Here is a 26,598-nt window from a genome sequence, read left to right as displayed (position 1 = left end):
CGCTCAGGCGTCGATACGCGACTGGTCGCTGAGTCGGTGCCACGCGCGGTTGTGGTAGACGAGCGCATCTCCCGCATCACCCGCACCGAGCTCACGCCCGAAACCGCTCTCGAGCGCGTGCGCCGCGATGACGGTGGATGTCCCGGCATCCATGCGATCGATGACGGCACAGCGCACCCAGGCGCGCACTCCGTCGTACACGGGCTCCCCCGTCGGGAGCCTCGACCAGCTCTGCGCCTGCGCGAAGCGGTCGACCCCGCGGGACGCGCCGAGCTTCGCCACGTCGATGTCGTTCGCGTCCAAGAGGTGGACGACGACGGTCTCGGCGCGGGAGAGAGCATCGGATGACGAGGAGAGCGCCGAGATCGAGAAGATGAGCAGCGGCGGCTCCGCGCTCACCGATACGACCGACGTTGCCGTCAGGGCGACGGGCCCGTCGCCCGCATCGGCGGTGATGACGGCGACGCCGCCGGGGTGTCCACGGAAGAGCGCCTTGAACTCATCGGCCGAGAGAGACGAGGCGAAGCCGTGGCGGGCCGCGGCGCCGGTCGGCGCACCCGCAGGCGCGGTCACCGCCGGCTCCCGGCGGAGACCGTGAGTTCCTCACGGACGATGGCCGCCCCCGCACTCAGCGCGCTGAGCTTGTGCAGCGCGACGCCCCGCGGGAAGGGCGCCATCCCGCAGTTGGTGCTCGGGATGAGCTTGTCCGCGTCGACGAACGCGAGGGCGCGGCGCAGGGTGTCGGCGACCTCCTCGGGTGTCTCGACCGTCTCGTCGGCCACATCGATCGCACCGAGCATGACCTTCTTGCCGCGGACGAGCTCGATGAGCTCCATCGGCACGTGCGAGTGCTGGCACTCGAGCGAGATGATGTCGATGCTCGAGCGCTGCAGCAGCGGGAACGACTCCTCGTACTGCCGCCACTGCGATCCGAGGCTCGCTTTCCAGTCGGTGTTCGCCTTGATCCCGTAGCCGTAGCAGATGTGGACGGCGGTCTCGGCACGCAGACCTTCCGTCGCCCGCTCGAGCGTCGCCACCCCCCAGTCCTTCACCTCGTCGAAGAAGACGTTGAATGAGGGCTCGTCGAACTGGATGACGTCGACGCCGGCGGCTTCGAGCGCACGCGCCTCCTCGTTGAGGATCGTCGCGAACTCCCACGCCAGCTTCTCGCGGCTCTTGTAGTGGGCGTCGTAGAGCGTGTCGACCATCGTCATCGGGCCGGGCAGCGCCCACTTGATCGGACGGTCGGTGCTCTCGCGCAGGAACCGCGCATCGTCGACGAACACGGGGCGCTCGCGGCGCACCTCGCCGACGACCGTCGGAACGCTCGCGTCGTAACGGTCGCGGATGCGCACGGTCTCGCGCTTCGCGAAGTCGACCCCGCTCAGATGCTCGATGAACGTCGTCACGAAGTGCTGACGGGTCTGCTCGCCGTCGCTGAGAATGTCGATCCCGCGTCGAGTCTGCTCCTGCACGGCGATGCGCAGCGCGTCCTGCTTGCCCTCCACGAGCGCCTCGCCCTCCAGCGCCCACGGCGACCAGAGGACCTCGGGCTGCGCGAGCCAGGAGGGTTTGGGCAGACTCCCCACGATCGTCGTGGGGAGCAGCTCGGGTGCGGCGGCGGAGCTCATGCGACCGGCACCGTGGTCTGCGCCGTGTTCTGCGCCAGCCAGCTCTCGAGCACGTCGCGGTGCGGCTCGATGAAGTGCTCCTGCGTGAAGCGCCCCTGGGTGACGGCGAGGCGGCTGCGCTCCTCACGGTCGTAGTCGATCAGTGTGCGCGAGAAGTCCTGCGCGCCGAGCGTCGGACGGTACACGGCGGGGGCTGCGGAGTTGGCGTTGTAGATCTCGGGACGGTAGATCTTCTGGAACGTCTCCATCGTGCTGATCGTGCCGATCAGCTGCAGGTCGGAGTAGTCCGCGAGCAGGTCGCCGCGGAAGTAGAACGCGAGCGGCGCGACACTGCCCCGCGGCATGAAGTACCGCACCTGCAGACCCATCTTGGCGAAGTACTCGTCGGTGAGCGAGTACTCCTCCTGCTGATACTCCACGCCCAGCACGGGGTGGCGGTTGCTCGTGCGGTGATAGGTCTTGCTCGTCGAAACGCTGATGCAGATGACGGGTGCCTGCGGGAACCGACCGCGGTACGCGTCGGAGGCGAGGAAGTTCTGGAACAGCGCGCCGTGGAGCACTCCGAAGCCGTCGGGGAGCACAGGCGCGCCCGTGCGCCCTTCGTTCGCCGCGGGCAGGACGACACTGAAGTCGAAGTCGCGGACGTACGACGAGAAGTTGTTGCCCACGATGCCGTGCGTGCGGGTGCCCGTCCGCGTGTCGACGATGTGGATGTCGAGGACTTCGAGCAGCGGGAACTTCTCGTCCGCGCTGTCGGCGGCATCCGCGCTGTGACGCGGCTGGGCCGCGAACTGCAACTCGACCGAGACGATGTCGAGTTCGACGGTGTAGCGGTCGCCCGCCGGGTTGTCCCAGTCCGCGAGGTCGTTGAAGCGGTTGTCGATCATCGTGAGCGCACCGCGGAGGTTCTCCTGACGGCGCTCGCCGCGCGCGAGGTTCGCGAAGTTGGTCGTGATGCGCGAGCTCTCCGACGGCGCGTACTCCTCGTCGAACCGGGTCGTGCTGATGTTGAACGCGAAGTCCTCCGCCATGAGGGGCCACTCCTGTGGGTCTGCGGCCGCGGGTCGGCCTGACGTGAAACGAGTCGATTCCATCGTGCAGCGGTTCCCGGATATCGGGTAACTCGGTGAAACTATGGATAGGTATAGCCTTGCGCTATGGCTCAGGCACCGAGCGGGCTCACCCTCCAGCAGCTCCGCTACTTCATCGAGGTCGCCGCGGAGGGATCGATCTCCGCGGCCGCCGACGTGCTGTACGTCGCGCAGCCGACGATGTCGGCGGCGATGAAGGATCTCGAGGCCCGCGTCGGCCGCGCGCTCCTCGTCCGCTCGACGCGAGGTGTGCGCCTCACCGATGAGGGGGCCGAGTTCCTCGGCTATGCCCGCCAGGTCGTCGAGCAGGTGGAGCTGCTCGAACAGCGCTACCTCGGCCGTCCGCCCTCGCGGCGCCTGCTCGGCGTCTCGGCGCAGCACTATTCGTTCGCCGTCGATGCCTTCGTCCGGATGGTCAGGGCAAGCGGCGCGGCCGAGTATGAGTTCTCTCTGCGCGAGACGCGCACGTGGGACATCATCGAAGACGTCCGGACGCTCCGCAGCGAGCTCGGCATCCTCTACCGCAACGACTTCAACCGTGCCGTGATGGAGCGGCTGCTGCGTGATTCCGGGCTCGCGTTCCACCCGCTCTTCATCGCCGAGCCGCACATCTTCGTCTCGCGACGGAACCCCCTCGCGACGAAGGCGCGCGCGACCCTCGCCGACCTCGCGGGACTGCCGCGGCTGACCTTCGATCAGGGCGCGAACAACTCCTTCTACTTCGCGGAGGAGATCCTCTCCACGCGCTCCAGCGCACAGGAGATCCGGGTGTCGGATCGCGCGACGATCTTCAACCTCATGATCGGCCTCGACGGCTACACGATCTCGACCGGCATCATCAGCGATCAGCTCGACCCCGAGATCGTGGCCGTCCCGCTCGACGTCGATGAACGCATCGAGATCGGCTGGATCGGGCACGCCGCGATCCCCCTGACGGAGCAGGCGCAGCGCTACCTCGCCGAGGTGCGTGCGGTCGTCGCCGACTTCGGCGTCACGCTCCTGGAGTGAGCGCTGGTCGCGTGAGCGCGCGTACCGTAAGGGGCATGGTCGACACGCTGCCCTACGGATCTTGGCCGTCTCCGTTCACCGCGCAGTGGGCGTCGGCCTCGTCGCCGCGCATCGACGGCGCGGCCTTCGTGGGCGACGAGATCTGGTGGGGCCAGTCCGTTCCCGAAGAGGGCGGCCGCACGACGGTGCGACGGCGGACGGATGCCGGGACCGCCCAGATCCTCCCGCCACCCTGGAGCGCCCGCTCGCGCGTACACGAGTACGGCGGCGGTGCGTGGGCAGCGACCGACGACGGGCGCCTCGCCTTCGTCGAGAAGACCGATCAGCGCATCTGGCTCCTCGTACCCGGCGAAGAACCACGTGCGCTCACCCCCGTGGATGAGGCGACGAGCTACGGCGGCCTGCGGTTCACGCGCGGCCGTCTCCTGGCGGTGCGCGAGTGGCAGGGCGAGGGCGTCGTACGGCACGGAATCGTCGAGGTCGCCCTGGAGGGCGAGGCATCCGTTCGCCAGCTCGTCGCCGACAGCGACTTCGTCGCCCAGCCCGATCTCTCCCCCGACGGCACACACCTCGCCTGGATCGCGTGGGACCACCCGCACATGCCGTGGGATCGCACCGAGGTGCGCGTGGGAGCCATCTCCGACGGCCGCGTCCGGTCCTGGTCCGCCGTGACGGCGGGGACTACGGCGGCTCTCCAGCCCACGTGGCGCAGCGACACGGAGCTCGTCTACCTCGACGAGCCGACAGGCCGATGGAACCTGTGGCGCCGCGCACACGGCGCGGACGGCTTCGAGGCGCCCGCGCCTCTCGCTCCGGCCGAGGCCGACACGGGCGGTGCCCTCTGGTCGCTCGGCATGCGGTGGTACGGCATCCTTCCGGATGGCCGCATCGTCGCCGTCCGCACGAACGGATCCGACGAGCTCGTCCGTATCGACACCGACGGCACCGTCGTCGCGATCGAGATCGCGGCAACGAGTGAGGTGAACGTCGACGCCGTCTCCGGCGGCCGGGCGCTCGTGTCCGGCAAGGCGCCGGGGACGAGCGGCCTGTGGCTCGTCGACGTCGACGCGGGCACGGCACGCCAGGTCGTCGGCACCCCCGACGAGATCGACGCGCACTGGATGCCGCGAACGCGAGCGCTCACCGCGGACGGCCCGCACGGGCCTGTGTACGCGTTCGTACACCCGCCCACCCACCCCGAGCTCATCGGCCCCGCCGACGAGCGGCCCCCGTACGTCGTCCTCGTCCACGGCGGACCGACCGGGCACGAAGGCGGGGTCGCGGACGCGAAGACGATCGCGCTGACGAGCCGGGGCATCGGGGTCGTACAGGTGAACTACGGCGGATCCACGGGATACGGCCGCGACTACCGGGAGCGTCTGCGCGGCCAGTGGGGCGTCGTCGACGTCGACGACGTCGTCGCGGTCGCGACGGGACTCGTCGTGAGCGGCGATGCCGATCCGGGGCGCATCGCCATCAAGGGCGGCTCGGCCGGCGGGTGGACGGTACTCGCAGCACTGGCCCGCACTGACGCGTTCGCCGCCGGCATCAGCCGCTACGGCGTGGCCGACGCGCGCGCACTCGCACAGGATACGCACGACTTCGAGTCGCGCTACCTCGACGGCATGATCGGCCCCCTGCCCGATGCGGAGGACGTCTACCGCGAGCGGTCGCCCCTGACGCACGTCGACGGGTTCACCGCGCCGGTGCTGCTGCTGCAGGGCAGCGACGACCGCGTCGTCCCTCCGGCGCAGTCGGAGGCGATCCGCGATGCTCTCGCGGCGCGCGGCATCCCGCACGCGTACCGCCTATACGAGGGTGAGGGCCACGGCTTCCGTCGCGCCGACACGATCGTCGACGCGACGGAGGCGGAGATCGCCTTCCTGGGTGCCGTGTTCGGGTTCACGCCGCCCGACATCCCGCCGATCGCGCTCGACTGACGCCCGGGCCTCCCGTGACGCCGGTCAGACCGCGAAGGGTGCGAGGCGTCCGCCGAGGATCGCCGGCACGTGCGCGTGCAGGATGGTGCCCTCGGGGCCGTGCTCTTCGCTGACGATGATGCCGTGCTCGTGGATCGCCGAGACGAGGTCGCCGCGGTCGTAGGGGACGACCGCACGCACCTCGACCGCGGGGAGCGGCAGCGTGTCCTCGATGCGGGCGCGGAGCTCGTCTATCCCTTCCCCCGTCCGTGATGAGACGAACAGCGCCTGCGGCGCAAGCCCCCGCAGCACGAGGCGGGTGTCGTCGTCCAGGAGATCGGCCTTGTTGAAGACCACGATCTCGGGAATATCGCGCGCGCCGACATCGCCGATCACGTCGCGGACGGTCTGCAGCTGCGCCGCGGGATCGGGATGGGATCCATCGACGACATGGACGATGACATCGGCATCCCCCACCTCTTCGAGGGTCGAGCGGAACGCCTCGACGAGCTGGTGGGGCAGGTTCCGCACGAAACCGACGGTGTCGGTGAGGGTGTACACGCGCCCGTCGGCGGTCTCGCTCCGGCGCACGGACGTGTCGAGCGTCGCGAACAGGGCGTTCTCGACGAGGACGCCCGCGCGAGTGAGACGGTTCAGCAGGCTCGACTTGCCGGCGTTGGTGTACCCGGCGATGGCGACGGCGGGGATCGTGTGGCGCTTGCGCTCGGCGCGCTTCGCCTCACGGGCAGGGGCGAAGTCGCGGAGCTGCTTGCGCAGCTGCGCCATCTTGGTGCGGATGCGGCGGCGGTCGAGCTCGATCTTGGTCTCACCGGGGCCGCGCGAGCCCATGCCCGCGCCGCCGGCGCCGACCTGGCCACCGGCCTGCCGGCTCATCGACTCGCCCCAGCCGCGCAGGCGCGGCAGGAGGTACTCGAGCTGGGCCAGTTCGACCTGCGCCTTGCCCTCGCGGCTCTTCGCGTGCTGGCTGAAGATATCGAGGATGACGGTCGTGCGGTCGATGACCTTGACCTTCACGACGTCCTCGAGCGCGCGCCGCTGGCTGGGCGCGAGTTCGGTGTCGGCGATGACGGTGTCGGCCCCGACCGCCGCGACGAGATCGCGCAGCTCGGCCGCCTTGCCGCGGCCGATGTAGGTCGCCGGGTCGGGATGCGGCCGCCGCTGGAGCACACCGTCGAGCACGACCGCGCCGGCCGTCTCGGCGAGCGCCGCGAGTTCGCGCAGCGAGTTCTCCGCGTCGTCGTGCGAGCCCTGCGGGTAGACGCCGACGAGGACGACGTTCTCGAGCCGCAACTGGCGGTACTCGACCTCGGTGACGTCCTCGAGCTCGGTGGACAGTCCCGGCACCCGCCGCAGCGCCGCGCGTTCCTCGCGGTCCCACTGGTCGCCGTCGGTGTCGCCGTACGCGACGGTCGCCTCGTCCTGCAGCGCCTGGGCGGCGCCGAACACGTGCACGCCGGAGCGCGACTCGGCGCGCGCGAGCACCCGGTCGACGGGGTCGATCGGTTCGGTGCCCCCGGCGACGCTGTCGGTGGCGGTGTTCTCGGCTTCGGTGATGCCGGTGTCCTGAGTCATTCGTTCCTTCTCGTCAGTGAGCCTTGCAGTCTAGCCGCTCTGCGGACTATCTGGCCGGTGGGCGGCTCCGGTACGCTGACGGGCATGGGGCTCGATCACTACTTCAGTGCGTCCCCGTCCAGTGCAGAGCACCTGCGCCGCATCCCCGTCTCGCTCGCGAGACGCTCCGGCGAGGTGACGACCGCGGGCGGGGTGTTCAGCCCCGATCACGTCGACGGAGGCACGGCGGTTCTCCTCGCGAACACGCCCCCCGCACCGCCCGGCGGCCATCTGCTGGATCTCGGGTGCGGATGGGGCCCGATCGCGATGAGCCTCGCGATCGCGTCGCCGCATGCGACCGTCTGGGCGGTCGACGTCAACGAGCGAGCACTCGATCTCGTGCGTCGGAATGCGCAGGCGTGGGGGCTCTCCAACATCAACGCCGCCCTCCCCGACGATGTTCCCGAGGATGTGGTCTTCCGCACGATCCGCTCCAACCCGCCCATCCGCGTCGGCAAGAACGAGTTGCACGGCTTGCTGGAGCGTTGGATCCCCCGCCTCGACGAGCGCAGCGACGCGTGGCTCGTCGTGCAGCGGAACCTTGGTTCCGATTCATTGCAGAGATGGCTGGATGCCACATTCCACGCAGGATTCTCGGTCAGCCGGGCGGCAACGGCACGCGGATTCCGCGTGCTCAAGGTGCGGCGCCATGGCGCCGTGCGGACCGGCGCGGTCGAGGTGGTTGACGCGTGAGTACGGGTCAGAGCGGCTCCGGCCGGGTTCCGATCGAGCCGCAACGCGTCGATGCCCCGCTGACCTCCTCCGCCGTCCTGCTGACGCTCACTCTCACGCAGGCGGTGGGGGCGGTCGACACGGTGCGCGGCGTCCTCGGGGATCTCGACGACATCGTGAAGAACGTCTCCTTCCGCGATCTCTCCGCCGCGCTCGCCTGCACCGTCGGCATCGGGAGCGATGTGTGGGATGCCGTCACGCGAGCTCCTCGGCCTCGCGAACTGCACCCCTTCCGCGACGTCCGCGGCGCCGTGCACACGGCCCCCGCGACGCCGGGAGACCTGCTGCTGCACATCCGCGCGAACCGCAGAGACCTGTGCTTCGAACTCGAGCGGCAGCTTCTCGATCGCTTCGGCGACGCCGTCGCGGTTGCCGACGAAACGGTCGGGTTCCGGTACTTCGACGCCCGCGACCTGCTCGGATTCGTCGACGGCACCGCGAATCCGGTCGGCGCGGCCCTGCCCGCGGCGACGATCATCGGCGAGGAGGATCCTGCCGGATCCGGTGGCAGCTACCTCGTGGTGCAGAAGTACGTCCACGCGCTCACCGGCTGGAGCGAACTGTCGACCGAGCAGCAGGAGGCGGTGATCGGTCGCACCAAGAGCGATAACATCGAGCTCGACGATGCGGCCGCGCCCGACCAGAAGTCGCATAAGACCCTCTCCACGATCGTCGACGACGCGGGCATCGAGCACGACATCCTGCGTGACAACATGCCATTCGGCTCCCCCGGCGCGGCCGAGTACGGCACGTACTTCATCGGCTACACGCGCGAACTGTGGGTCATCGAGAAGATGCTCGAGCGCATGTTCATCGGCGACCCGCCCGGAAAGTACGATCGCCTGCTCGATGTGTCGACGGCGCTGACAGGAGGCGTGTTCTTCGTGCCCCCGGTGACGCTCCTCGCCGGTCTCGGCGAGTGACTCAGGCGAGCGCAACCTCACCCGAGTAGACGAGCGTCGCGGGGCCTGACAGCAGCACGTGCGAGCCGTCGCGCTCGTCCACGATGCGCACGCCGAGCGTGCCGCCGGGCACGTCGACGATCCACTCGTCGGGCGCGGCGGCACCGGCCCAGTGCCGCACGGCGAGGGCGGATGCCGCGACCCCGGTCCCGCACGAGAGCGTCTCACCCACACCGCGCTCGAAGACACGCATGCGGATCGCGCCCACACCGCCGGTCACGAGCGGGTCGGCGGGCACGACGAACTCCACGTTGGCGCCGTGCGGCGGGAGGGGGGACAGCACGGGCTGCACCGTGAGATCGAGCGCGTCGAGTTCGGAGGTCGCACCGATCGCGACGACGACGTGCGGGTTGCCGACGTCGATGCCGAGGCCGGGGCGGGCGACGTCCAGCCCGCGCGCCCGCACGAGGACGCCCGACTCGTCGACCGCGAACAGTCCCAGATCGACTTCGAACCCGAGCGCGCTGCGGGTGAGCACCTTCGTGCCGGCGCGTGTGCCGATGCGCAGCGGGGCCTCATCGATCGACGCGAGCCCCGACTCGACGAGGTACTTCGCGAACACCCGGATGCCGTTGCCGCACACCTCGGCGGCGGAGCCGTCGGCGTTGCGGTAGTCCATGAACCACTCGGCATCCGCCGTCGCAGCTCCCTCGGGGAGGTGGGTCGAGCGGACGACGCGCAGTGTGCCGTCGCCGCCGATGCCGAACCGGCGGTCGGTGAGAGCAGCCACCTGATCGTTGCTCAGCGTAAGCTCACCGTCCGGATCGGGCAGGATCACGAAGTCGTTGCCCGTGCCGTGGCCTTTGGTGAACGCGACGGTCCGAGTCATGGCATCCAGCTTAGAGGCGCGCGAAAGGCATCAGTCCGCGATGAGTCGCTTGGCGGTCGTCCAGGTCTCGAACGGCTCGTAGCCGACGGCCGCGTAGAAGTCGTGCACGCCGCCGTTCTCGGGTCGCACCATGAGCTGCACCTTGGGGCATCCCATCTCCCGCAAGAGATCCTCCGCACGAGCCACGAGCCGCCGGCCGATGCCCTCGCTCCGGCGCTCCGGCGCGCTGGCGAGGTAATAGAGCCACCCTCGGTGTCCGTCGTAGCCCGCCATTCCACGGGCGCGTGAGGCCGGTCTCCTGCCACAGCGCGACGACGGCATCCGTATCGATGACGGCGAACGGGCGGATCTCGATGGTCATTCGATCGAGTCTGCCAGGGCCGTCGCATCGGCGTCCGGCGCTGTCCACAGGATGTCGGGGTAGCGCCGAAACCACGACACCTGCCGACGGGCGTAGCGCCGCGTGAGGGCCTGGGTCTGCGCGATCGCCTCGTCCTGACCGAGTGTTCCGTCCAGCTGCGCGAGCGCCTGCGCATAGCCGATCGCGCGACCCGCGGTCGGCGAGTCCGCGATCCCCCGCCCCCGGAGGGCGTCGACCTCGGCGAGCAGCCCGTCGGCCCACATGCGCTCGACCCGGTCATCCAATCGAGCGACGAGCTCGGCGCGGTCGACCGCCACGCCGACGATCGTCGTCGGGTCGTGCCAGAGCACCGGCGCCTCCGGTAGGGCGGCGCCGTGGGTGTCAGCCCCCTGCGCGAGCACCTCGAGCGCCCGGACCACGCGACGACCGTTGCGCTCGTCGACGCGGGCGGCCGTCGCGGGATCGAGGGCGCGCAGGCGCTCGTACAGAACTGCGGCGCCGAGGCTTTCCAGCTCGGTCTCGAGCCGTGTACGCACCGCCTCGTCGTGCGGAGGAAAGCGGAAGTCGTAGACGACGCTCGAGACGTACAGCCCCGACCCGCCGACAAGGATGGCATCGGCTCCGCGCGCGAAGATCTGCGCGATGGCAACACGCGCGGCATCCTGATACCAGGCGACGGCGGCTTCGTCGGCGACCTCGAGCACGTCGAAGAGATGGTGCGGGATGCCGCGGCGCTCCGTCGCGGGAAGCTTCGCCGTGCCGATGTCCATGCCGCGGTACAGCTGCATCGCGTCGGCGTTGACGATCTCAGCGGCCCGCCCGCGCGTCACGAGCGCAGCGGCGAGCCGGAGCGAGAGGTCGGTCTTGCCCGTTCCGGTCGCGCCGACAACCGCCCAGAGCCTCGGCGGCCGGGCGGCCCGCGCCGGCTCGGCGGGTGCGGTCACCGCACGTCGGCGGGGCGAAGGGCCGGAATGCCGAGGCCGACCGCGCGGCGTCCGTCTGCCGTGAGCGTCACCGCCGGCGCGGGGACTCCGCAGGACTCCGCCTGCGTACGGTCCCAGGCGTCGCCGGCGCGGGTCCGACGGATCCGCAGCGGAGCGCCGTCGGGGCTGTCGGCGAGGAGGTGGAAGGGTGCGGCATGACTGACCGTCACTGTCACGACGTCGCCGGGTCGAGGGCGGTCGCTGCCGGTGGGGAGCTCGAAGTGGACGAGACGGTTGTCCTCGGCGCGCCCGGTGAGACGGTGCGTCTCGGCATCCTTCTTGCCCTCGCCGGTCGAGACGAGCACCTGCAGCTCACGCCCGACCTGGGCCTGGTTCTCTTCGAGCGAGATCCGCTCCTGCAGGGCGATGAGACGCTCGTACCGCTCCTGCACGACAGCCTTCGGCACCTGATCGGCCATGGTCGCCGCGGGCGTTCCCTCGCGGATGGAGTACTGGAAGGTGAAAGCGCTGGCGAACCGCGCCTGCTCGACGACGCGCATCGTGTCCTCGAAGTCCTCATCGGTCTCACCGGGGAAGCCGACGATGATGTCAGTCGAGATCGCCGCGTGCGGGATGCGCTCGCGCACGCGGTCGAGGATCCCGAGGAACCGCTCGCTGCGGTACGAGCGGCGCATCGCCTTGAGGATGCGGTCGGACCCCGACTGCAGCGGCATGTGCAGCTGCGGCATGACGGCGGGGGTCTCGGCCATCGCGTCGATGACGTCGTCGGTGAAGGCAGCGGGGTGCGGGCTCGTGAAGCGGATGCGCTCGATGCCGGGGATCTCTCCCGCCGCACGCAGGAGCTTTCCGAACGCCTGGCGGTCGCCGAACTCGACACCGTAGCTGTTGACGTTCTGACCGAGAAGAGTCACCTCGATGGCGCCGTCGTCGGCGAGCAGTCGAATCTCGTTCAGGATGTCGCCGGGGCGGCGGTCCTTCTCTTTGCCGCGCAGGTGCGGCACGATGCAGAAGGTGCACGTGTTGTTGCAGCCGACGGAGATCGACACCCAGCCGCTGTATACCGAGTCGCGCTTGGTGGGCAGGGTGGACGGGAAGACCTCGAGCGCCTCGAGGATCTCGAGCTCGGCGTCGCCGTTGTGACGCGCACGCTCGAGCAGCGTCGGCAGCGACCCCATGTTGTGCGTGCCGAAGACGACATCGACCCACGGCGCCTTCTGCTGGACCGCGTCCTTATCCATCTGAGCCATGCAGCCGCCCACGGCGATCTGCATGCCCTCGTGCTTGTCCTTGCGACTCTTCAGGTGCCCGAGCGTGCCGTAGAGCTTGCCCGCGGCGTTGTCACGGACCGCGCAGGTGTTGATGACGACGACGTCGGCCTCCGCACCGGCAGCGGCGGGAACGTAGCCGGCGGACTCGAGCGATCCGGAGAGCCGCTCGGAATCGTGGACGTTCATCTGGCAGCCGAAGGTGCGCACTTCGTACGTGCGCGGGCGACCGTCTGCGGTGACGGCCGCGGAGGACTGCGCGATGAGGGTGGGGGCGGCGGACGGAGAGGTCATGATGGGTCCATTGTACGAGCGGCGCCTCGGAGGGACGCCGGGCGCATGACGGGTGGATGCCTCGCGGAGTCGTGCGTCAGCGCAGGAGCGAGCGAATGCGGCCCGCCGACAGCGCCGTGAACCCGACGGCGACGACGATGAGCACGCCGACGGCAACCCACACCGCCACCTGCGCCGACCCGACGAACAGGTCGATACCGTAGAAGCCGCGGAGCGAATCGGATGCCGCGGCGTCCGGATCAGGGTTCGAACCGGACGCCGCGACCGCGAGTGGGCGCGTTTTCGTCGAGGGCGCGTCGGGCGGCCTCGAGCGACAGCCCTCCGTACCCGCGGCGCGCTAGTTGTCCGGAGAGGCGGCGGAGCGCCACATCACGCTCCAGCCCGCGCATGGCGCGCGCTTTCGTGCGTGCGAACTCGAGCGCCCGCGCGAACTCGTCATGGGGAAGCGCGGCGAGGACGTCATCGATCACATCGCGGGCGATTCCGCGCTGGGCAAGGCTGCGCGCCAACGCGGACCGCCCCTGGCTCTTGCGTTCGATGCCGGAGTGCAGGAGCTGATCGGCCAGACGCGCGTCGTCGAGATATCCGTTGCCGATGAATCGGGCGATGATCTCTTCCCGTGACCCCTCATCGACCTCGCACGCCGCGAGCACGTCGCGCGCTTCACGCTCGGAGAGCGAACGAGTGCGCAGCTTTCGCAGAAGCGTGGCCTCGCCGGCGGCGGCGATCTCCTCGCCTGCCGCATCGGCGGCCGGCGCAAGCGCGCTGTCTCTTTCGTCCGTATGGCCGGCCCAGGTGTTGTTCCACTCAGGTGCTGCGCCGAACAAGGGGATCACGGGGGCGAGAGTCTCCTCGCCCCCGTCGTCACTGTGCATCGCGGCGAAGCACGTCAGGCCGGGCGACGCTCGGCTAGGTCGGCGACGGGCGCCGCACCTTCCGCCGACTTCGGCTGGCCGATGCCGAGCTTCTGAAGGATCTTCTGCTCGATGTCGGCGGCGATATCGGTGTTCTTCAGCAGGAAGTTGCGCGCGTTCTCCTTGCCCTGCCCCAGCTGCTCGCCGTCGTAGGTGTACCACGCCCCCGACTTCTTCACGATGCCCTGGTCGACGCCGTAGTCGATGAGGGAGCCCTCGCGGGAAATGCCGACGCCGTACAGGATGTCGAACTCGGCCTGCTTGAACGGGGGCGCCATCTTGTTCTTGACGACCTTCACGCGGGTACGGTTTCCGACCGCTTCGGTGCCGTCCTTCAGCGTCTCGATGCGACGAATGTCCAGGCGCACGGACGCGTAGAACTTCAGCGCCTTGCCGCCGGCGGTCGTCTCGGGAGAGCCGAAGAAGACGCCGATCTTTTCGCGCAGCTGGTTGATGAAGATCATCGTGGTGCCGGTCTGGTTGAGCCCACCCGTGAGCTTGCGGAGCGCCTGCGACATGAGGCGTGCCTGGAGACCCACGTGCGAGTCGCCCATCTCGCCCTCGATCTCAGCCTTGGGGACGAGCGCTGCGACCGAGTCGATGACGACGAGGTCGATGGCCCCGGAACGGACGAGCATGTCGGCGATCTCGAGCGCCTGCTCCCCCGTGTCGGGCTGCGAGACGAGCAGCTGATCGATGTCGACGCCGAGCTTCTGTGCGTAGTCGGGGTCGAGCGCATGCTCGGCATCCACGAAGGCGGCGATGCCGCCCGCGCGCTGGACGTTCGCGATCGCGTGCAGCGTGAGAGTCGTCTTACCGGAGGACTCAGGACCGTAGATCTCCACGATGCGTCCCCGCGGGAGACCACCCACGCCGAGGGCGACGTCCAGGGCGATGGATCCGGTGGGAATGACGGCGACGGGAGCGCGCTCGTCGCTGCCGAGCCGCATCACCGAGCCCTTTCCGAACTGCCGGTCGATCTGGGCGAGGGCCGATTCGAGGGCCTTCTCGCGGTCGGCGGGTGATGGCATGACGTGCTCCTTCTGTTCGCGTATCCGTCGCCTGTAGGCTGTCGCGCCCCACCCCGACGGGGTGGGATCTGCGACAAGGCGGAGGTGTCGTGGTGACGCCGCCTACGTTACGAAGGGCCTCCGACATCGGTCGGCGGAACCTGCGAAACGGTGGATAACTTCTCCGCGATACCTCTTGTGGAGGAGCCTATGTCAGCGTCGAACAAAAGTACGACGACACGCCGCGCGTCGATGCTCCGACGCTCAGTGTCGGCGCGGCTCCAGATGCCCCACGCCGTGGCGACGCGACTCGGGCACGTCCATCTCGGCGCACAGCGCCAGCCACACGTCGCGCGGCGGCACGCCGTCGGCGATCGCCTGACGGGCCGTGCGGTAGCCGACGGCGCCGAGAGTCAGGTCGCCGACGACGTACGGTGCGCGCGGACCGAACTCATCTGCGACAGCGCGGTCGAACTCGCTGCGCCGCACGTCAGTGCAGCGAGAGCTGCGACTCGATGTCGCGGTCGAGCGCGACGAGGTCGTCGGGGACGACATCGGGGAAGACCTGCAGCCCCTCGAGCACCGAGATGCGATCGCCGACCTCGCGCATGATCGTCGAGATGGGCACATCGAGTGCCTCCGCGACGGACGCGAGGATCTCGCTCGACGCCTCCTTCTGGCCGCGCTCCACCTCGCTGAGGTATCCGAGGGCCACGCTCGCGCGCCCCGCGACCTGACGGAGGGTGCGCCCCTTCTGCAGGCGGAAGTCGCGCAGGACTTCGCCGATCTCTTGACGTACCAGGATCATGTCGGGCCCCCTCCTTACGATGATCGAACCGCGTCCCGGGTGGACTACAGTACAGCACCTTGCCAGTCACACTAGACCCCCGGCCCTGAGGAATGGCCTGGAATCACTGAGACGTAACAGGGAGGACATCTGGCGTATTCCCCGCGCGAGGAATGCTCACCCGGCGGGTGAAGCCGCCTCTCAGAGCGCCTCGAGCGCCATTCGGATCGCCCGGGCGGCTGCCTCCGCGCGGATCGAGGCGCGACCGCCCGTCAGTCGGAGCGACTCGACGCGCGATCCGAGGGCGGTCGCCACCGCGAGGTGGACCGTGCCGACCGGCTGCCCGTCGGGAGAGACCGGTCCCGCGATCCCCGTCGTCGCGATGCCGACGTCTGCCGCTTCTCCCGCACCGGCGACGGTGCGGCGGACGCCCTCGGCCATCTGGCGCGCGACCCGCGGGTGCACGGGGCCGTGCGCCGCGAGAAGTGTCTCGTCGACGCCCAGCAGAGCCGCTTTGAGGTCGGTCGCGTAGGCCACGACGCCGCCGCGCAGCACGTGGGACGAACCCGCGACGTCGACGATCGAGGACAGGACCAGTCCGCCCGTCAGCGACTCGGCGACCCCCAGGGTCCACCCCAGTTCGGTCAGGCGGGCGACAAGCCGCTCCGGCTCGCTCAGCCGCCCGCTGGACACCTGCGTGCGCTCGAGATCATCCGTTCGCTCGAGGTCATCGGCGAGCCCGCCGCCGGGCTCAGGAGCGGGCGTCTGCGACCAGCCGTTCACGCGTTGCCCGTCTCGCGCTCGGGTGCCGCGGACCGGGCCGACCGCGCTCCGCGCACCTCGGTGACGACGTAGTCGATCCCGCTCGCGAGCGTGAGGATCACGGCGATCCACATGGTCACCGCGTTGACGACGTGGATCCAGTCCCCCACGACCGTCCACAGCGGCAGCAGGGCGAGGGAGAGCGCGACGGCTTGCGCGACGGTCTTGAGCTTTCCCATCCACGCAGCCGCGACGACGTGGTTCGACGCGACGATGAGCCGATGGACCGTGATGCCCACTTCCCGCACCAGGACGAGCGCCGTGACCCACCAGGGGAGCTCCGCGAGGATCGACAGCCCGACGAAGGCGCACCCCGTGAGCGCCTTGTCGGCGATCGGGTCGAGCAGTTTGCCGAGGTCCGTGACGATCTCGTAGGTGCGTGCCAGGTACCCGTCGATGCCGTCGGTCGCGATGGCGACGATGAAGAGGACGGCGGCCCACCACCGCAGCGGCCCGTCGGCCCCGGCATCCGCCAACAGCATCCACAGGAAGACCGGGGCGCAGAAGATGCGCACGATCGTGATCGCATTGGGGAGTTGCCTCGGGATCGCCACGCTCAGACTCTATCCGGAGCGGGTCAGTCCCGACCCGTGAGGCCCCACGCGTCTTCGGACTCGCTGCCATCGACGACCTCGTAGCCGTCGTACTGCGACTCGACGGCGTCCGGTCCGTACGGATCGTCGGATGCCGCGCCGCCGGCGGGCGTCGGCGGGTCGTCGCCGCGCAGGCGCGCGAGCACCTCAGGCAGCTGCTCCGGCGTCACGAGCACGTCACGCGCCTTCGAGCCCTCCGAGGGGCCGACGATCTCGCGCGATTCGAGCAGATCCATGAGGCGACCCGCCTTGGCGAACCCGACGCGAAGCTTGCGCTGCAGCATCGACGTCGAGCCGAACTGGGTCGAAATGATCTGCTCGGCCGCCGCGAGCAGCAGCTCGAGGTCGTCCCCGATGTCGGCGTCGATCTCCTTGCGCTCGGCGACAGCTTCGACATCCTTCCGGTACTCGGGCCGCGCCTGGTTCTTGACGTGGTGGACGACCTTCTCGATCTCGCTCTCGGCCACCCACGCGCCCTGCACACGCAGAGCCTTCGAGGCTCCCATCGGCAGGAACAGGCCATCGCCCTGACCGATCAGGCGGTCGGCGCCGGGCTGGTCGAGGATGACACGCGAGTCCGTGACGCTCGTCACGGCGAAGGCGAGCCGCGACGGGACGTTGGCCTTGATCAGTCCCGTGACGACGTCGACCGACGGGCGCTGCGTCGCGAGGACGAGATGGATGCCGCTCGCACGGGCGAGCTGGGTGATACGGACGATCGAGTCCTCGACGTCGCGCGGAGCGACCATCATCAGGTCGGCGAGCTCGTCGACGACGACGAGCAGGTAGGGGTAGGGCTTGAGCACGCGCTCGCTGCCCGCCGGCAGCTGGATCTCCCCCGCGACGACGGCACGGTTGAAGTCGTCGATGTGGCGGAAGCCGAACGACGCGAGGTCGTCGTACCGCATGTCCATCTCCTTCACGACCCACTGCAGCGCCTCGGCAGCCTTCTTGGGGTTCGTGATGATCGGGGTGATCAGGTGCGGGACGCCGGCGTAGCTCGTGAGTTCGACGCGCTTGGGGTCGATCAGCACCATTCGCACTTCGGACGGCTTGGCCCGCATGAGCAGCGACGTGATCATCGAGTTCACGAAGCTCGACTTGCCCGAGCCGGTCGATCCCGCCACGAGCAGATGCGGCATCTTCGCGAGGTTGGCGACCACGTAGCCGCCGCCGACGTCCTTGCCGACGCCGATCGTCATCGGGTGGGTCTGGCTCGTCGCGGCCTGCGAGCGCAGCACGTCTCCGAGGGTCACGATCTCGCGGTCGGTGTTGGGGATCTCCACGCCGATCGCGCTCTTGCCGGGGATCGGCGCGAGGATGCGGACCTCGTTGGATGCCACGGCATAGGCGATGTTGTTGGTGAGCGCCGTGATGCGCTCGACCTTGACGCCGGGACCGAGCGCGATCTCGTACTGCGTGACGGTCGGGCCGCGCGAGAAGCCCGTGACCCGGGCATCCACCGAGAACTGCTCGAAGACGCCCGTGATCGCCGCGACGACGCGGTCGTTGGCCTCGGAACGCGCCTTCGGCGGCGTACCCGCAGCGAGCGCCGTGACGGCGGGGAGGCGGTACGGGGGCGCCGGCGGGCGGCCGTCGTGGTCGTCGCCGAGCGCCGAGATGCCCGGCAGCGTGCCGTCGTCGAGCACGATTTCGCCGCTGTCCTCGCGGATGCCGGTGTCGGCCCCGCGCGCCGCCTTCTTCGCGTGCGCGATGACGGCCGGGTCGATGATTTCGGTCGCGGCATCCGGCAGCGGTGGGAGCGGGGGCGGCGTCGCGATCGCCTGGTCGAACCCACCGTCGCCGGAGGTGCTGAGAAGAGCCGTCAGGTCGTCCGACCCCAGATGACCGTCGGCATCCTCCTCGCGGCCCGTCTTGTTGCGGCGCCACCACGGCGTACCGGCATCCTTCACGTCGTCGCCCTCGAGCTGCGCCGCGCCGAATGCGACGGTCGGGCCCGTCGCCGTGGCATCCTGAGCCGACGCATCGGGGCGCTCGGCTCCGAACATCCACGCGTACAGGTCGCCGAGGCGGCGCCCGATGCGATTCGGCGGCGTCTTGGTGAGGATCAGAACGGACAGCACCGCGAGGATGACGAGGATGAGGTAGGCGCCGACGACCGTCAGGAACGTGAGCGGCTCACCCACCATCCAGCCGAACAGTCCACCGCCCTCACTCAGGGTGGGGAGGCCGGCACTCGGCTGCGGCCGCCCACCGGCGACGTGACAGAATCCCGCGATCGAGAGGACGAAGAGTCCGAAACCGATGCCGATCCGACCGTTGTCGTGCACAGACGGCGGGTGGCGGAAGAGCCACCCCGCCAGCAGCAGGAGGAGCACCGGCATGATGAACGCCACCCGACCGATGAGCGCACCCACCGAGTAGGCGCTGATCGTCGTGCCGATGTCGGTGCCGATCAGGAACCACTCCACCACCGCTCCGACGACGGCGAGGAGCACCAGCAGGAACGGGAAGCCGTCGCGACGCTGGTCCTTCTCGAGCACCTCCGGCCCGAACGCGCGGAACATACCGCCCGTGGCATGCGCCAGTCCGAGCCACATCCGCACGATGACGGGAGGCTTCTCCACGTCGTCGACGTAGCGCTTGGGTGCGGGTTCGGGCTTGCGGGCGCGCGACGAGGAGCCCTTCGCGGACGCGCGGGCGTTCGTGGGCGTCGAGGTGCTCCTGGCCATCACTCCACGGTACGGCCGAGGGCCGGTGATTCCGCGGATTGACGCGGTGCCGATGCGTCAGCGCAGTCGTTTGACCATCGTGTCGCGCCCGTGTCTGGCTTGCGTCACCGCGAACGCCTCGCTGCGGTAGAGGGTTTGCGCGAAGTTGCCGCGTTCGACCGACAGACTGATGCGACCGAAGCCCTCCGCCCGCGCCCGCTCGCACAGCCGCTGGAGCAGGGCACGGCCGACCCCGTGCGCACGCCAGATCGGACGCACGCCGATGATGAGTTCGGGCACGCCCGTGCCGATGTAGCCGAACCCGGGGTCGGTGCGAGGGAGCATCCGATACCACGCGGCGCCGACCGGCTGATCGTGGGCATCCACCGCCACGAAACCGGCATCGCCCGGACGCATCCATCCCGCGACGTAGCGGCTGTGGTCGGGGTGGGTCATCACCTCGTGACGCGGCCGCGCGCCGCCTTGACGCCAGTTCGCCGCCTCCACGACCATGTCGCCGAGGAAGGCCCCGTCGGCCTGCGTCGCGGGGCGGATCGAGAAGCTCGCGGCCATGGGTCGAGGCTACCGGCGCCTTGTTACGCCTCGATGACGAGCGGAACGATCATGGGCCGGCGGCGCAGCTGCTGGTTGACCCACCGGCCGATCGTGCGGCGAACGACCTGCGACAGCGCGTGCGTGTCGCGCACGCCCGACTGCGCCGCCTCGGTGAGGGCCGCGGCGATCTTCGGCTTGACCGAGTCGAAGACGCTGTCATCCTCGGCGAAGCCGCGCGCGTGGATCTCCGGGCCCGTGATGATGCGGCCGGTCGCCGAGTCGACGACGACGATCACGGAGATGAACCCCTCCTCGCCCAGGATGCGGCGGTCCTTGAGGTCGGCGTCGGTGATCTCGCCGACCGTCGAGCCGTCGACGTAGACGAAACCGAGGTCGAGCTGACCGACGACCTTCGCGACGCCGTCACGGAGGTCGACGACCGTGCCGTTCTCGGCGATGATCGTGTTCTCCGCCGGGATGCCGGTGTCTTGCGCGAGCTTCGCATTCGCCATGAGATGCCGGTACTCGCCGTGCACGGGCATGACGTTGCGAGGCTGCAGGATGTTGTAGCAGTAGAGGAGCTCGCCGGCCGCGGCGTGGCCCGACACGTGCACCTTCGCATTGCCCTTGTGCACGACGTTCGAACCGAGCTTCGTCAGCCCGTCGATCACACGGTAGACGGCGTTCTCATTGCCCGGGATGAGGCTCGAGGCGAGGATGACCGTGTCGCCCTCGCCGATCTCGATCGCGTGGTCCATGTTGGCCATGCGCGAGAGCACCGCCATCGGCTCGCCCTGCGACCCCGTCGACATGTAGACGATCTTGTCGTCGGGGAGGTCTTTCGCCTTCTTGTAGTCGATGAGGACGCCGTCGGGCACGTGCAGGTATCCGAGGTCTTCCGCGATCGTCATGTTGCGGACCATCGAACGGCCGAGGAACGCGAGGCGTCGCCCGTTCGCGGCGGCGGCGTCGATGACCTGCTGCACGCGGTGGACGTGGCTCGAGAAGCTCGCGACGATCACGCGACGCGGCGCCTTCGCAATCACCTGGTCGAGCACCGGGCCGATATCGCGCTCGAGCGGCGTGAAGCCGGGCACGTCGGCGTTGGTCGAGTCGACGAGGAAGAGGTCGACTCCGTCCTCGCCGAGGCTCGCGAACGCGCGCAGATCGGTGAGGCGCCCGTCGAGGGGCAGCTGGTCCATCTTGAAATCGCCGGTGGCGAGCACCGTCCCGGCATCCGTGTGGATGGCGACGGCCAGCGCATCGGGGATCGAGTGGTTGACCGCGACGAACTCGAGGTCGAACGGACCGACCTGCTCCTCCTGACCCTCCTCGACGGTCAGCGTGTACGCCTTGATGCGGTGCTCCTTGAGCTTCGCCTCGACGAGAGCGAGAGTCAGCTGCGAGCCGATGAGCGGGATGTCCTGCTTGAGACGCAGAAGGTAGGGCACGGCTCCGATGTGGTCTTCGTGGCCGTGCGTCAGGACCAGCCCCACGACGTCGTCGAGGCGATCACGGATCGGCTCGAAATCGGGGAGGATCAGGTCGACGCCCGGCTGGTGCTCTTCGGGGAACAGCACACCGCAGTCGACGATGAGGAGCTTTCCGTCGAACTCGAAAACGGTCATGTTGCGACCGATCTCGCCGAGCCCGCCGAGGGGGATGACGCGCAGAGTGCCCTTTTCGAGGGCGGGCGGGTCGAAGACGTTCGTGCTCATCGGGTCGTGCCGTGCACCTTCGGAAGGGCGCCGCCGGCGGCGGCGTTGCGGTCGGGTCGGAAGTTCGAGAAGTCGGCGCCGTCGACGTCCCTCACGAGGGCGAGCTCGTCCTCGATGAGGGCGGCTTCCCACTCCTCCGGGCCGACGAGCGGGAGCCGCACGCGCGGGCTTCCGATCCGGCCGAGCCCGTGCAGGATGTACTTCGCGCTCACGGTCCCGGGCACGTGCGTCATGACGGCGCGCACGAGCGGCTCGAGACTCTTGTGCGCGGCGGTCGCCGCGGCGAGGTCGCCGCGGTTCACGGCATCCACCATGACGCGATAGGGAGCGGCGGTGATGTTCGCCGTCACGCCGATGAGTCCCGTCGCGCCGATCGCCATGTGCGGCAGCGCGTTCGCGTCGTCGCCGGAGAAGTACATCAGGTCGGTCTGGTTGAGCACGCGACTCACCTCGCTGAAGTCGCCCTTGGCGTCCTTCACGGCGAGGATGTTGGGGTGCTTGGCGAGCCGCAGGATCGTCTCGTACTTGATCGGCACACCCGTGCGACCGGGAATGTCGTAGAGGATGACCGGAAGGTCGGTGGCGTCGGCGACGAGCCGGAAGTGCGTCAGGATGCCGGCCTGCGTCGGCTTGTTGTAATAGGGCGTCACGATCATGATGCCGTCGGCGCCGGCCTTCTCGCTGGCCTTGTACAGCTCGATCGCATGAGCGGTTTCGTTCGAACCACCGCCCGTGATGATCTTGGCGCGGCCCGCGGCGACGTCCTTGCCGACTTCGACGAGGCGGAGCTTCTCGGGGTCGGTGAGCGTGGACGTCTCACCCGTGGTGCCGGTGACGACGATTCCGTCGGCGCCGGCGGAGATCACGTCGTCCATGTGCTTCTCGACGGCGGGCCAGTCGACCTCGCCGTCGGCCGTCATCGGCGTGACGAGGGCCACGAGGACCTGTCCGAAGGGATTGCCCGAATGCGTCATGGCTCCAGGCTATCTGGTCGGCGGGCGCAAGCCCGGGTTCGGATGCGTGCGCCGCCCGGGGTCAGCGCCCCGTCTTCGCCAACCGCGCCGAGAGGGAGCCCGGAAGGGCACGCATGGCGCCGATCAACAGCTTGTACCGCAACGATGGGATCGAGACGGGCCTCCCCCGCGCGGCGTCGCGCAGCCCCTCGCGGACGACCGATTCGGCGTCGAGCCAGAGGAAGGAGGGGATCCCCTCCTGGCCGGGATCCAGACCCAGCCGCTCGTGGAAGTTCGTGTGCGTGAACCCTGGGCAGACCGCGGTGACCGTGACGCCGCGCGGGGCGTACGCGGCGTTCGCCCAGCGACTGAAAGAGACGATCCAGGCCTTGACGGCGCCGTAGGTTCCGCGCGGCATGAACGCGGCGACGGAGGCCACGTTGATGATGCGCCCGCGCCCGCGCTCGAGCATCGTCCTGAGCGCGGCGTGCGAGAGGCGCATCGTCGCCCGCACGTGCAGATCGAGATGGCGCTCTTCGTCGGCGTACGCGTTCGCCGCGAAGTCGAGGTCGAGGCCGAAGCCCGCATTGTTCACGAGGACATCGATCGGGCGCTCGGCATCGGCGAGACGAGATGCCACGGCATCCAGCTGCGCGGTATCGGTCAGATCGGCCGGCAGCACCTCGACCGCAACGCCGTTCGCGCTGCGCACCGCCGCGGCCACCCCTTCGAGCGCGGTGCGGTCGCGTGCGACGAGGACGAGATCCGCCCCGCGGGCGGCGAGTTGCCGCGCGAACTCCGCCCCGAGTCCTGAACTCGCACCGGTGATGAGTGCCGTCGCCTTCGTCATGGCGCCAGCCTAGGCGGCGCCCTCCCGACGCGCAGCGCGCGGACGCCTAGGCTGACGCCATGACCTGGCGCACGCGAGCTTCCCGCACCGTCTACGAGAACCCGTGGATCCACGTGCGCGAGGACGATGTCACCGGCCCGCACGGTGACGGCATCTACGGAGTGGTGCGCATGAAGAACGCCGCCGTCTTCGTCGTCGCGCTCGACGATGAGGACCGCGTGGTGCTCGTCGCCGTGGATCGCTACACCGTCGGGCTGTCGTACGAGGTACCGGCGGGCGGCTCGGACGGCGAGGATCCGCTCGTCGCCGCGCGACGGGAACTGCGGGAGGAGACCGGCCTGGACGCCGCGGAGTGGACCGCGCTCGGACGCATGAACGCGCTCAACGGCATCGCGGATGCCCCGGAGTTCGTCTTCCTCGCCCGGGGCCTCTCCGCGGCCGTCGACGCGTCGGTCAGTCAGCTCGAGGAAGGCATCCGGGAGATCATGCGCGTCCCGTTCGCCGACGCACTCGCGATGATTCGGCGCGGCGACATCAGCGACGGCGAGACCATCGCTGCCCTCGCCCTCGCGGGCATCCACCTCGGCCGCTTCCGCTGAGCGGCCCAGGCTTCACGGACGGATGAGGGTCAGGAATCGATAGGGGATGCCACTGCGGGAGACCGCCCACCCCGCTTCCGGCGACACGGATGCGACGGACCACCCCTCGTGCATGGGGGCGCAGGTGTCTCCCCCGTCGATCGCGAGGTCGAGTTCGGTCACCTCGAGCACGTCGGCGCGCGGCAGTGCCTCGACGAACAGGCCCGCCCCGCCGATCACCCACACCGTCTCCGCGCCGCGGACGAGCTGCAGTGCGGCATCCAATGAATCAGCCCGCTCCGCCCCCTCATCGCGCCAGGAGTCGGAACGCGTGACGACGATGTTTCGCCGTTCGGGGAGCGGGCGGAAGCGCGGAGGGAAGGACTCCCATGTGCGTCGCCCCATGATGACGGGGGCGCCCGTCGTGACCGCCCGGAAGTGAGCGAGGTCCTCCGGCACGTGCCACGGCATCCCGCCGTCTTTGCCGATCACGCCCCCGCGTGCCTGCGCCCAGATGAGCCCCAGTCGCACGATCAGACGGCGACCGCGGCGCGGATCGCGGGGTGATGCTGGTAGCCCTCCACGACGATGTCGTCGAAGGTGTAGTCGAAGATCGAGTCGGGTGTGCGCGCGAACCGCAGCGTCGGGGAGGGATACGGGTCGCGCGAGAGCTGCTCGCGCACCTGCTCGACGTGGTTGTCGTAGACATGGCAGTCGCCGCCCGTCCACACGAAGTCACCCGGTTCGAGACCCGTCTGCTGCGCGATCATGAGCGTCAGCAGCGCGTACGAGGCGATGTTGAAGGGCACGCCGAGGAACATATCGGCCGAGCGTTGATAGAGCTGGCACGAGAGCTTGCCGTCAGCGACGTAGAACTGGAACAGAGCATGGCACGGCGCGAGCGCCATGTCGGGGATCTGGGCGGGGTTCCACGCCGAGACGATGAGTCGCCGCGAATCCGGGTTGTCGCGGATCTGCTGCACGACCTGGGCGATCTGATCGATCGGCTCGCCCGAAGGCGTGGGCCACGACCGCCACTGCACGCCGTACACGGGGCCGAGCTCACCGCGCTCGTCGGCCCACTCGTCCCAGATGGTGACGCCGTTCGCCTGCAGCCAGCCGACGTTCGATTCACCGCGCAGGAACCACAGCAGCTCGTACACGATCGACTTCAGGTGCACGCGCTTGGTGGTGATGAGAGGAAACCCCTGCGCAAGGTCGAACCGGATCTGCCGACCGAAGACGCTCGTCGTCCCGGTGCCGGTGCGGTCGTCCTTGTGGACGCCGTCGCGAAGCACTTCGCGCAGGAGGTCTTCGTAGGGGGTCGGGATGGATGCCGCGCTCACCCCGCCAGACTACCGGCGGGTGAGGACATCGGCTCGTGTGACGCCGGATGACGATCCGCGCCCGCATTCGCTCCTTCTCGCGACCGCCCCGGACTGCACGCACTAAACTCGCAGGCTGTGACTCCGATCGATGCCATCCTCGTCCTCGCCGCGCTCCTCGCGGTGACGGTCGGCGTGGGCGTCTACACGCGGTGGCAGCAGAACCGCCCCCGTCACCTCGACCCGAGCGAGATCGTCGAGGCGGAGCGGCTGGGTGCCGAGGCGCTGGGCGACCGTGCCACCCTGCTGCAGTTCAGCACCGAGATGTGCAGCCGCTGCCCGGGCGTTCATCGCACGCTCGGCGCGATCGCCGAGGAGCGCGAAGGTGTGCTCCACCTCGACGTCGACCTCACCCACCGTCCCGACATCGCCAAGCACTTCCACGTGCTGCAGACGCCGACGACCCTCATCCTCGACCGCGACGGCGTCATCCAGACCCGCTTCGGCGGTACCCCGAGTCGCGGTGCCGTCGAACTCGAACTCGATCGCGTCAGCGGGAGGGATGTCCATGTCTGAGTCCACGTCGGCCGTGCCGGGCCGCCTCCCCCAGGGCATCGACCCGCGCGGCCCGCGCTTCGCGGCGTCCATCACGGCGGCGCTCCTCCTCGTCGCCGTGTTCCTCGGTCTGACGGGGCTGTCCACCCTGCGCGGAACGGCGATGTTCGTGCCGCGCGGTGTCGTGGTCGACTCCGACGAGTGGGCGATCGCGCACGCATCGCTCGCCGAGCGCGCGATGGCACCCGGATTCCTGCTGCTGCTCGTCGTGGCGCTTCTGTTCCTGTGGGGCGTGCTGTCGCCGCGCACCGCGCCGTGGGGCGTGCTATACCGGCGTGCCGTCCAGCCGCGCCTCGCACCGCCGACCGACCTCGAGGATCCTCGTCCCCCGCGCTTCGCGCAGGGCGTCGGCCTCTTCGTGACGACGGTGGGACTGGTCCTGCACCTCGCGGGCGTGCCGTGGGCGCTCCCGATCGCAGCGGCACTGGCGTTCGTCGCGGCCTTCCTCAACGCCGTGTTCGGGCTCTGCCTCGGATGCCAGCTGTACCTGCTCCTCCAGCGCTTCGGCATCGCCGGGCGGGCCGCCACGGCCTGACCC

Annotated in this window: 28 protein-coding genes; 7 read left to right on the top strand and 21 right to left on the bottom strand. The window is 69.5% G+C overall.

Annotated elements, in window-relative coordinates; translation table 11 throughout:
* Positions 1-3 precede the first annotated feature (3 nt).
* The 3 genes from WFI52_RS05750 to WFI52_RS05740 are packed head-to-tail and all read right to left on the bottom strand — an operon-like array spanning position 4 to position 2,662.
* Entirely contained in the window at positions 4-573 is a 570-nt protein-coding gene (locus tag WFI52_RS05750; RefSeq protein WP_336625688.1) for a flavin reductase family protein, read from the bottom strand.
* Positions 570-1,631 (bottom strand): methionine synthase, encoded by a 1,062-nt coding sequence (locus WFI52_RS05745; RefSeq protein WP_336625689.1) that lies wholly within the window; start codon positions 1,629-1,631, stop codon positions 570-572. Before WFI52_RS05745 ends, WFI52_RS05750 begins: the two co-directional genes overlap by 4 nt.
* Entirely contained in the window at positions 1,628-2,662 is a 1,035-nt protein-coding gene (locus WFI52_RS05740; RefSeq protein WP_336625690.1) for a DUF1852 domain-containing protein, read from the bottom strand. Before WFI52_RS05740 ends, WFI52_RS05745 begins: the two co-directional genes overlap by 4 nt.
* A 126-nt stretch (positions 2,663-2,788) precedes the next feature.
* On the opposite strand from WFI52_RS05740, the gene WFI52_RS05735 reads away from it, so the two are divergent.
* Positions 2,789-3,730, top strand: a complete 942-nt coding sequence (locus tag WFI52_RS05735) for a LysR family transcriptional regulator (RefSeq protein ID WP_336625691.1) — start codon at positions 2,789-2,791, stop codon at positions 3,728-3,730.
* 35 nt (positions 3,731-3,765) lie between these two features.
* Complete coding sequence (locus WFI52_RS05730) at positions 3,766-5,670, top strand: alpha/beta hydrolase family protein (protein WP_336625692.1); 1,905 nt, start codon at positions 3,766-3,768, stop codon at positions 5,668-5,670.
* 24 nt (positions 5,671-5,694) lie between these two features.
* On the opposite strand, the gene hflX is transcribed toward WFI52_RS05730, so the two are convergent.
* On the bottom strand, positions 5,695-7,242 hold the full coding sequence (gene hflX / locus WFI52_RS05725) for a GTPase HflX (protein WP_336625693.1): 1,548 nt from the start codon (positions 7,240-7,242) through the stop codon (positions 5,695-5,697).
* Between the two features lie 84 nt (positions 7,243-7,326).
* On the opposite strand from hflX, the gene WFI52_RS05720 reads away from it, so the two are divergent.
* Both WFI52_RS05720 and WFI52_RS05715 read left to right on the top strand, forming a co-directional pair.
* A complete protein-coding gene (locus WFI52_RS05720) occupies positions 7,327-7,974 on the top strand; it encodes a class I SAM-dependent methyltransferase (protein ID WP_336625694.1) in 648 nt (215 codons plus the stop codon).
* On the top strand, positions 7,971-8,936 hold the full coding sequence (locus WFI52_RS05715; RefSeq protein WP_336625695.1) for a Dyp-type peroxidase: 966 nt from the start codon (positions 7,971-7,973) through the stop codon (positions 8,934-8,936). Before WFI52_RS05720 ends, WFI52_RS05715 begins: the two co-directional genes overlap by 4 nt.
* Position 8,937: 1 nt before the next feature.
* Here the strand turns inward: WFI52_RS05715 and dapF are convergent, their stop codons facing one another.
* From dapF to WFI52_RS05640, 15 genes are all read right to left on the bottom strand, one after another.
* The gene (gene dapF, locus WFI52_RS05710; RefSeq protein WP_336625696.1) at positions 8,938-9,804 is read right to left on the bottom strand and encodes a diaminopimelate epimerase; all 867 of its coding nucleotides are present in this window, start codon (positions 9,802-9,804) and stop codon (positions 8,938-8,940) included.
* A 30-nt stretch (positions 9,805-9,834) separates the two neighbouring features.
* On the bottom strand, positions 9,835-10,077 hold the full coding sequence (locus WFI52_RS05705) for a GNAT family N-acetyltransferase (protein WP_336625697.1): 243 nt from the start codon (positions 10,075-10,077) through the stop codon (positions 9,835-9,837).
* 84 nt (positions 10,078-10,161) lie between these two features.
* The gene (miaA, locus tag WFI52_RS05700) at positions 10,162-11,109 is read right to left on the bottom strand and encodes a tRNA (adenosine(37)-N6)-dimethylallyltransferase MiaA (RefSeq protein WP_336625698.1); all 948 of its coding nucleotides are present in this window, start codon (positions 11,107-11,109) and stop codon (positions 10,162-10,164) included.
* Positions 11,106-12,668 carry a tRNA (N6-isopentenyl adenosine(37)-C2)-methylthiotransferase MiaB gene (gene miaB / locus WFI52_RS05695; protein WP_336625699.1) on the bottom strand — a complete coding sequence of 521 codons (1,563 nt, stop codon included), beginning with the start codon at positions 12,666-12,668 and terminating at the stop codon, positions 11,106-11,108. Before miaB ends, miaA begins: the two co-directional genes overlap by 4 nt.
* A 239-nt stretch (positions 12,669-12,907) precedes the next feature.
* On the bottom strand, positions 12,908-13,504 hold the full coding sequence (locus WFI52_RS05690; protein ID WP_336625700.1) for a regulatory protein RecX: 597 nt from the start codon (positions 13,502-13,504) through the stop codon (positions 12,908-12,910).
* Between the two features lie 53 nt (positions 13,505-13,557).
* Positions 13,558-14,613 carry a recombinase RecA gene (gene recA / locus WFI52_RS05685; protein ID WP_336625701.1) on the bottom strand — a complete coding sequence of 352 codons (1,056 nt, stop codon included), beginning with the start codon at positions 14,611-14,613 and terminating at the stop codon, positions 13,558-13,560.
* Between the two features lie 243 nt (positions 14,614-14,856).
* Positions 14,857-15,081, bottom strand: a complete 225-nt coding sequence (locus tag WFI52_RS05680) for a DUF3046 domain-containing protein (RefSeq protein ID WP_336625702.1) — start codon at positions 15,079-15,081, stop codon at positions 14,857-14,859.
* A 1-nt stretch (position 15,082) separates the two neighbouring features.
* Positions 15,083-15,400: a helix-turn-helix domain-containing protein gene (locus tag WFI52_RS05675; RefSeq protein WP_336625703.1), complete on the bottom strand. Its 318-nt coding sequence runs from the start codon at positions 15,398-15,400 to the stop codon at positions 15,083-15,085.
* A 180-nt stretch (positions 15,401-15,580) separates the two neighbouring features.
* The gene (locus tag WFI52_RS05670) at positions 15,581-16,072 is read right to left on the bottom strand and encodes a CinA family protein (RefSeq protein WP_442927705.1); all 492 of its coding nucleotides are present in this window, start codon (positions 16,070-16,072) and stop codon (positions 15,581-15,583) included.
* A gap of 86 nt (positions 16,073-16,158) precedes the next feature.
* A complete protein-coding gene (gene pgsA / locus WFI52_RS05665) occupies positions 16,159-16,755 on the bottom strand; it encodes a CDP-diacylglycerol--glycerol-3-phosphate 3-phosphatidyltransferase (RefSeq protein WP_336625704.1) in 597 nt (198 codons plus the stop codon).
* Between the two features lie 23 nt (positions 16,756-16,778).
* The gene (locus tag WFI52_RS05660) at positions 16,779-19,487 is read right to left on the bottom strand and encodes an FtsK/SpoIIIE family DNA translocase (RefSeq protein WP_336625705.1); all 2,709 of its coding nucleotides are present in this window, start codon (positions 19,485-19,487) and stop codon (positions 16,779-16,781) included.
* A 57-nt stretch (positions 19,488-19,544) separates the two neighbouring features.
* The gene (locus WFI52_RS05655) at positions 19,545-20,039 is read right to left on the bottom strand and encodes a GNAT family N-acetyltransferase (protein WP_336625706.1); all 495 of its coding nucleotides are present in this window, start codon (positions 20,037-20,039) and stop codon (positions 19,545-19,547) included.
* A gap of 23 nt (positions 20,040-20,062) precedes the next feature.
* Positions 20,063-21,739 carry a ribonuclease J gene (locus WFI52_RS05650; RefSeq protein ID WP_336625707.1) on the bottom strand — a complete coding sequence of 559 codons (1,677 nt, stop codon included), beginning with the start codon at positions 21,737-21,739 and terminating at the stop codon, positions 20,063-20,065.
* Positions 21,736-22,713: a 4-hydroxy-tetrahydrodipicolinate synthase gene (dapA, locus tag WFI52_RS05645; RefSeq protein WP_336625708.1), complete on the bottom strand. Its 978-nt coding sequence runs from the start codon at positions 22,711-22,713 to the stop codon at positions 21,736-21,738. Before dapA ends, WFI52_RS05650 begins: the two co-directional genes overlap by 4 nt.
* A gap of 61 nt (positions 22,714-22,774) precedes the next feature.
* Positions 22,775-23,542: an SDR family NAD(P)-dependent oxidoreductase gene (locus WFI52_RS05640; RefSeq protein WP_336625709.1), complete on the bottom strand. Its 768-nt coding sequence runs from the start codon at positions 23,540-23,542 to the stop codon at positions 22,775-22,777.
* Between the two features lie 59 nt (positions 23,543-23,601).
* Between WFI52_RS05640 and WFI52_RS05635 the strand changes: the two genes are divergently transcribed.
* Entirely contained in the window at positions 23,602-24,141 is a 540-nt protein-coding gene (locus tag WFI52_RS05635) for an NUDIX hydrolase (RefSeq protein WP_336625710.1), read from the top strand.
* A gap of 12 nt (positions 24,142-24,153) precedes the next feature.
* On the opposite strand, the gene WFI52_RS05630 is transcribed toward WFI52_RS05635, so the two are convergent.
* Complete coding sequence (locus WFI52_RS05630; protein ID WP_336626076.1) at positions 24,154-24,654, bottom strand: dihydrofolate reductase; 501 nt, start codon at positions 24,652-24,654, stop codon at positions 24,154-24,156.
* The gene (locus WFI52_RS05625; RefSeq protein WP_336625711.1) at positions 24,654-25,466 is read right to left on the bottom strand and encodes a thymidylate synthase; all 813 of its coding nucleotides are present in this window, start codon (positions 25,464-25,466) and stop codon (positions 24,654-24,656) included. Before WFI52_RS05625 ends, WFI52_RS05630 begins: the two co-directional genes overlap by 1 nt.
* Positions 25,467-25,583: 117 nt before the next feature.
* On the opposite strand from WFI52_RS05625, the gene WFI52_RS05620 reads away from it, so the two are divergent.
* Positions 25,584-26,021 carry a TlpA family protein disulfide reductase gene (locus WFI52_RS05620; protein WP_336625712.1) on the top strand — a complete coding sequence of 146 codons (438 nt, stop codon included), beginning with the start codon at positions 25,584-25,586 and terminating at the stop codon, positions 26,019-26,021.
* Positions 26,014-26,595, top strand: coding sequence for a DUF4395 domain-containing protein (locus WFI52_RS05615; RefSeq protein ID WP_336625713.1), 582 nt, complete (start codon positions 26,014-26,016; stop codon positions 26,593-26,595). Before WFI52_RS05620 ends, WFI52_RS05615 begins: the two co-directional genes overlap by 8 nt.
* The last annotated feature ends 3 nt before the right edge of the window (positions 26,596-26,598 follow it).

Origin of the sequence: Microbacterium sp. MMO-20, assembly GCF_037147735.1 — a bacterium.
Classification (GTDB): Bacteria; Actinomycetota; Actinomycetes; order Actinomycetales; family Microbacteriaceae; genus Microbacterium.
This window is presented reverse-complemented; position numbering and strand designations above follow the sequence as displayed.

Coding starts and splice junctions, on each gene's coding strand:
- WFI52_RS05745 (WP_336625689.1), bottom strand. CDS start 1,631: ATGAGCTCCGCCGCCGCACCCGAGCTGCTCCCCACGACGATCGTGGGG.
- WFI52_RS05740 (WP_336625690.1), bottom strand. CDS start 2,662: ATGGCGGAGGACTTCGCGTTCAACATCAGCACGACCCGGTTCGACGAG.
- WFI52_RS05735 (WP_336625691.1), top strand. CDS start 2,789: ATGGCTCAGGCACCGAGCGGGCTCACCCTCCAGCAGCTCCGCTACTTC.
- WFI52_RS05730 (WP_336625692.1), top strand. CDS start 3,766: ATGGTCGACACGCTGCCCTACGGATCTTGGCCGTCTCCGTTCACCGCG.
- hflX (WP_336625693.1), bottom strand. CDS start 7,242: ATGACTCAGGACACCGGCATCACCGAAGCCGAGAACACCGCCACCGAC.
- WFI52_RS05720 (WP_336625694.1), top strand. CDS start 7,327: ATGGGGCTCGATCACTACTTCAGTGCGTCCCCGTCCAGTGCAGAGCAC.
- dapF (WP_336625696.1), bottom strand. CDS start 9,804: ATGACTCGGACCGTCGCGTTCACCAAAGGCCACGGCACGGGCAACGAC.
- WFI52_RS05705 (WP_336625697.1), bottom strand. CDS start 10,077: ATGGCGGGCTACGACGGACACCGAGGGTGGCTCTATTACCTCGCCAGC.
- miaB (WP_336625699.1), bottom strand. CDS start 12,668: ATGACCTCTCCGTCCGCCGCCCCCACCCTCATCGCGCAGTCCTCCGCG.
- recA (WP_336625701.1), bottom strand. CDS start 14,613: ATGCCATCACCCGCCGACCGCGAGAAGGCCCTCGAATCGGCCCTCGCC.
- WFI52_RS05675 (WP_336625703.1), bottom strand. CDS start 15,400: ATGATCCTGGTACGTCAAGAGATCGGCGAAGTCCTGCGCGACTTCCGC.
- WFI52_RS05660 (WP_336625705.1), bottom strand. CDS start 19,487: ATGGCCAGGAGCACCTCGACGCCCACGAACGCCCGCGCGTCCGCGAAG.
- WFI52_RS05655 (WP_336625706.1), bottom strand. CDS start 20,039: ATGGCCGCGAGCTTCTCGATCCGCCCCGCGACGCAGGCCGACGGGGCC.
- WFI52_RS05650 (WP_336625707.1), bottom strand. CDS start 21,739: ATGAGCACGAACGTCTTCGACCCGCCCGCCCTCGAAAAGGGCACTCTG.
- dapA (WP_336625708.1), bottom strand. CDS start 22,713: ATGACGCATTCGGGCAATCCCTTCGGACAGGTCCTCGTGGCCCTCGTC.
- WFI52_RS05640 (WP_336625709.1), bottom strand. CDS start 23,542: ATGACGAAGGCGACGGCACTCATCACCGGTGCGAGTTCAGGACTCGGG.
- WFI52_RS05635 (WP_336625710.1), top strand. CDS start 23,602: ATGACCTGGCGCACGCGAGCTTCCCGCACCGTCTACGAGAACCCGTGG.
- WFI52_RS05615 (WP_336625713.1), top strand. CDS start 26,014: ATGTCTGAGTCCACGTCGGCCGTGCCGGGCCGCCTCCCCCAGGGCATC.